Source organism: Pseudomonas sp. Sample_9, from assembly GCF_004307535.1.
In the GTDB taxonomy this organism is placed as follows: domain Bacteria; phylum Pseudomonadota; class Gammaproteobacteria; order Pseudomonadales; family Pseudomonadaceae; genus Aquipseudomonas; species Aquipseudomonas mercuritolerans.
The window spans coordinates 1-5,766 of the sequence record NZ_RAZO01000439.1 but is presented as its reverse complement, the minus strand read 5'-3'; the positions used below and the strand labels follow the sequence as shown (position 1 = coordinate 5,766).

Genomic DNA, 5,766 nt, shown 5'->3' with positions numbered 1-5,766 from the left:
GCCTTCCTTCGCCGCCAGTTTGCGCGCGTCATCCAGATGGCCGCTGCCGACGTTGTACGCCGCCAGGGCGAACCAGGTGCGATCCGGTTCCTGGATCGAATCGTCTAGCTGATCTTTCATATAAGCCAGGTACTTGGCGCCGCCCATGATGCTCTGCTTGGGGTCGAGGCGGTTGGACACGCCCATCGCCTGCGCGGTGTTCTGGGTCAGCATCATCAGACCGCGCACGCCGGTTTTCGAGGTCACCGTCGGCTGCCACAGGGATTCCTGATAACCGATGGCGGCGAGCAGGCGCCAGTCGACTTTCTCTTTCTTCGCGTAGTTCTTGAAGTGCTGTTCGTATTTCGGCAGGCGCTGCTGCAAGTGCTGGGCGAAGGTGGTGGCGCCCATGTAGCCAAGCACATCGACATGGCCGTAATAGCGGTCCTTCAGGCGTTGCAGGGTGCCGTTCTTCTGCACCTTGTCCAGATAGGCGTTGATTTCATTGAGCAGGCTGTTGTCTTCGCCCGGGCCGACCGCCCAGCTCTGGCTGCGCGCGTCGCCGAGGTCGAAGGCCACGCGGATGTTGGTGAAGTACACTTGATTCATCGCCACTTCGTTGGAGTCGACCAGTGTCAGGTCGATCTGGCCCTCATCGACCATGCGCAGCAGATCGACCACTTCAACCGCGTCGGATTCTTCGTATTCGATGCCGGGATATTTCTGTTTCAGCGCGGCCAGTTGTTCGGCGTGGGTGCTGCCCTTGAGCACGGTGATCTTCTTGCCGACCAGATCCGCCGGATCGGTGGGCCGCGACTGGCCGTTGCGGTAGATGATCTGCGGGGTGACTTCGAGGTAGGAGTGGGAGAACCGCACCTGCTTCTTGCGTTCATCGCTGCTGACCAGACCGGCGGCCGCGAGTACCGGGCCGTTTGGCTTGCCGACCTGGTTGAACAGGTCATCGAGATTGTCGGCCGTCTCGATCTTCAACTCGACGCCCAAATCGTCGGCAAAGCGCTTCACCAGCTCGTATTCAAAGCCGGTTTCACCGCTGCGATCCTGAAAGTAGGTGGCGGGGCTGTTGCGGGTAACCACGCGCAGCACACCGTCCTCCTTTACGCGCTCGAGTGTGTTGGGTTTATCAACACAGCCACCGAGCACCAGGAAGAGTCCGGTTGCGATCAGCCATTTGGCGTATCGCGGACGCAAAGCCGTTGGGAAAAACATCTGCGCAGTATACGCAAACGGCCACGGGCGCCATATCTCGACAGCGTAGGACTAGTCTGCTAGCGATCACAAATCCGAGCGAAATCCCTTGAATACGGGCCTTCAGGGCATTTTGTTACAGTAAAAATAAGCCATGCTGAAACGCTCGATTTACCTGACCCCGAAGGCAGAAACACAGATTGCTACCCGAGTGCAACCGTGCGTAGCGTTTCGGGTGATGTTGAGGTCGGTTTAGGCTAGAATGCACGGCCTCAAAGCACACCCCTTCCCGAGGCTGTCCCGAAGATGTTGATCCTGCGCGGCGCTCCTGCCCTTTCTGCCTTTCGCCACAGCAAACTCCTTGAGCAACTGAGCCAGAAGGTTCCAGCTGTCACTGGCCTGTATGCTGAATTCGCTCACTTCGCCGAAGTCACCGGCGTCCTGACCGGCGACGAACAGCAGGTGCTAGCGCGCCTTCTGAAGTACGGCCCAAGTGTTCCGGTTCAAGAGCCTACCGGCCGTCTGTTTCTGGTGTTGCCGCGTTTCGGCACCATCTCGCCGTGGTCGAGCAAGGCCAGCGACATCGCCCGCAACTGCGGCCTGAGCAAGATCCAGCGTCTGGAACGCGGTATCGCCTTCTATGTTGCAGGGCAGTTCAGCGAAGCCGAAGCCCAGCTGATTTCGGACGCGCTGCATGACCGCATGACCCAGATCGTGCTGGCCAACCTCGAGCAGGCCGCCGGTCTGTTCAGCCATGCCGAGCCGAAGCCGCTGACCGCCATCGACATCCTCGGTGGCGGCCGCGCCGCGCTGGAAAAGGCCAACACCGAGCTGGGCCTGGCCCTGGCCGAAGACGAGATCGACTATCTGGTCAACGCCTTCAATGGTCTGAAGCGCAACCCGCACGACATCGAATTGATGATGTTCGCCCAGGCCAACTCCGAGCACTGCCGCCACAAGATCTTCAACGCCAGTTGGGACATTGACGGCCAGAGCCAGGAAAAAAGCCTGTTCGGCATGATCAAGAACACCTATCAGATGCACAGCGAAGGCGTGCTGTCCGCTTACAAGGACAACGCTTCGGTGATCGTCGGCAACGTTGCCGGCCGCTTCTTCCCGAACCCTGAAACCCGCCAGTACGGCGCGGTGCAGGAGCCGGTGCACATCCTGATGAAGGTTGAAACCCACAACCACCCGACCGCGATCGCTCCGTTCCCGGGCGCATCCACCGGTTCCGGCGGCGAGATCCGTGACGAAGGTGCAACCGGTCGTGGCGCCAAGCCGAAGGCCGGCCTCACCGGTTTCACCGTCTCGAACCTGCAGATCCCGGGCTTCGAACAGCCGTGGGAAGTGCCGTACGGCAAGCCTGAGCGCATCGTCACCGCGCTGGACATCATGATCGAAGGCCCGCTCGGCGGCGCTGCGTTCAACAACGAATTCGGTCGTCCGGCCCTGACTGGCTACTTCCGTACCTTCGAACAATCGATCACCACTCCGCACGGTGACGAAGTGCGCGGTTACCACAAGCCGATCATGCTCGCTGGCGGCATGGGCAACATCCGCGAAGAGCACGTCAAGAAAGGCGAGATCGTCGTCGGCTCCAAGCTGATCGTCCTCGGCGGCCCGGCGATGTTGATCGGTCTGGGCGGCGGCGCGGCTTCGTCGATGGCCACTGGCACCAGCTCGGCGGATCTGGATTTTGCTTCCGTGCAGCGTGAAAACCCTGAAATGGAGCGCCGCTGCCAGGAAGTCATCGACCGTTGCTGGCAGTTGGGCGACAAGAACCCGATCAGCTTCATCCACGACGTCGGCGCGGGCGGTCTGTCCAACGCCTTCCCGGAACTGGTCAACGACGGCGACCGCGGTGGCCGTTTCGAACTGCGCAACATCCCGAATGACGAGCCGGGCATGGCCCCGCACGAAATCTGGTCGAACGAATCCCAGGAACGTTACGTGCTGGCGGTCGGCCCGGAAGATTTCGAGCGCTTCCAGGCGATCTGCGAACGCGAGCGTTGCCCGTTTGCCGTCGTCGGTGAAGCCACCGCCGAACCGCAGCTTACTGTCACGGATAGCCACTTCGGCAACAACCCGGTGGACATGCCGCTGGAAGTGTTGCTGGGCAAGGCACCGCGCATGCACCGTTCGGTGGTTCGCGAAGCCGAGCTGGGCGATGACTTCGATCCGTCGAACCTCGACATCAGCGAGTCCATCGAACGCGTTCTGCATCACCCGGCCGTGGCCAGCAAAAGCTTCCTGATCACCATCGGCGACCGCACCATCACTGGCCTCGTCGCCCGTGACCAAATGGTCGGCCCGTGGCAGGTGCCGGTGGCCGACGTTGCCGTCACCGCCACCAGTTTCGACGTCTACACCGGTGAAGCGATGGCGATGGGCGAGCGTACTCCGCTGGCTCTGCTGGACGCGCCGGCCTCGGGCCGCATGGCCATCGGCGAAACCATCACCAACATTGCCGCCTCGCGCATCAACAAGCTCTCCGACATCAAACTGTCGGCGAACTGGATGTCCGCTGCCGGCCACCCGGGCGAAGACGCGCGTCTCTACGACACCGTAAAAGCGGTCGGCATGGAGCTCTGCCCTGAGCTGGGCATCACCATTCCGGTGGGCAAGGACTCGATGTCCATGGCCACGCGCTGGAACGACAACGGCGAAGACAAGACCGTCACCTCGCCGATGTCGCTGATCGTGACCGGTTTCGCGCCAGTGGCTGACATCCGTCAGACCCTGACCCCGGAACTGCGCATGGACAAGGGCACCACCGACCTGATCCTGATCGACCTCGGTCGCGGCCAGAACCGCATGGGTGCTTCGATCCTCGCACAGGTCCACGGCAAACTCGGCCAGCATGCGCCGGACGTCGATGACGCCGAAGACCTTAAAGCCTTCTTCGCGGTGATCCAGGGCCTCAATGCCGACGGTCATCTGCTGGCCTACCACGACCGTTCCGATGGTGGTCTGCTGACTTCCGTGGTGGAAATGGCCTTCGCCGGCCACTGCGGTCTGAGCCTGAACCTGGACAGCGTTGCCGAATCCGCTTCGGAAATCGCCGCGATCCTGTTCAACGAAGAACTCGGTGCGGTGATCCAGGTTCGCCAGGACGCCACCCCGGACATCCTCGCGCAATTCAGCGCCGCCGGTCTGGGCGACTGCGTGTCGGTGATCGGTCAGCCGATCAACAATGGCCAGATCAACATCACCTTCAACGGTGACACCGTGTTCGAAGGCCAGCGTCGTCTGCTCCAGCGTCAGTGGGCCGAGACCAGCTACCAGATCCAGCGTCTGCGCGACAACGCTGACTGCGCCGAGCAGGAATTCGACGCGCTGCTTGAAGAAGACAACCCGGGCCTGAGCGTCAAGCTCAGCTACGACGTCAATCAGGACATCGCCGCGCCTTACATCAAGAAAGGCATCCGCCCACAGGTTGCCGTGCTGCGTGAGCAGGGCGTCAACGGTCAGGTGGAAATGGCCGCCGCATTCGACCGCGCCGGTTTCAGCGCGATCGACGTGCACATGAGCGATATCCTCGCCGGTCGTGTCGACCTCAACGAGTTCAAGGGCCTGGTGGCCTGCGGTGGTTTCTCCTACGGCGACGTGCTCGGCGCCGGTGAGGGCTGGGCCAAGTCGGCGCTGTTCAACAGCCGCGCCCGCGATGCGTTCCAGGGCTTCTTCGAACGTAACAACAGCTTCACGCTGGGCGTGTGCAACGGTTGCCAGATGATGTCCAACCTGCACGAGCTGATCCCGGGCAGCGAGTTCTGGCCGCACTTCGTGCGCAACCGCTCCGAGCAGTTCGAAGCGCGGGTGGCGATGGTGCAGATCCAGGAATCGAACTCGATCTTCCTGCAGGGCATGGCCGGTTCGCGCATGCCGATCGCCATCGCCCACGGTGAAGGGCATGCCGAGTTCGCCAGCGAAGAAGCACTGCTGGAAGCCGATCTGTCCGGTTGCGTGGCGATGCGTTTCGTCGACAACCACGGCAAGGTCACCGAAGCCTACCCGGCCAACCCGAACGGCTCGCCGCGCGGGATCACCGGCCTGACCAGCCGTGACGGCCGCGTGACGATCATGATGCCGCACCCGGAGCGTGTGTTCCGTGCGGTGCAGAATTCGTGGCGTTCGGAAGACTGGAACGAAGACGCGCCATGGATGCGCATGTTCCGTAATGCTCGCGTGTGGGTTAACTGATCGTCGTGTACAAGCTGGCGTTTTTTGTTCCTGACAGTCATGTCGAGGTGGTCAAAGGGGCTGTGTTCGCTGCCGGTGGTGGGCGGATCGGTGACTATGACCACTGTGCGTGGCAGGTGCTTGGCTCTGGCCAGTTTCGGCCTTTGGACGGCAGTCAGCCGTTCATCGGTGAGGCGGGGCAGGTTGAGCGGGTTGAGGAATGGAAGGTTGAGCTTGTGGTGGCGGATGAGTTGATCGTGGCTGTTGTGGCGGCGTTGAAGCTCAGTCATCCGTATGAGACGCCGGCTTATGAAGTGTGGCGGCTGGAGGATTTCTGATCTTCTTTGCTGCTTGAACGGGAGACCCGCAGATGAGTGATTGTCTGCGGGTTTTTTGTTG

Annotated in this window: 3 protein-coding genes; 2 read left to right on the top strand and 1 reads right to left on the bottom strand. The window is 61.5% G+C overall.

Annotation, left to right across the window (positions count from 1 at the left end; all coding sequences use genetic code 11):
- Positions 1–1,206, bottom strand: a 1,206-nt coding sequence (gene mltF, locus D6877_RS25145; RefSeq protein ID WP_130912454.1) for a membrane-bound lytic murein transglycosylase MltF, incomplete at its 3' end; no start/stop codon positions are given.
- A 285-nt stretch (positions 1,207–1,491) separates the two neighbouring features.
- Between mltF and purL the strand changes: the two genes are divergently transcribed.
- Positions 1,492–5,388, top strand: a complete 3,897-nt coding sequence (gene purL, locus D6877_RS25140) for a phosphoribosylformylglycinamidine synthase (RefSeq protein WP_130912453.1) — start codon at positions 1,492–1,494, stop codon at positions 5,386–5,388.
- Between the two features lie 5 nt (positions 5,389–5,393).
- Complete coding sequence (locus D6877_RS25135) at positions 5,394–5,705, top strand: YqfO family protein (RefSeq protein ID WP_095050948.1); 312 nt, start codon at positions 5,394–5,396, stop codon at positions 5,703–5,705.
- Positions 5,706–5,766: the final 61 nt, after the last annotated feature.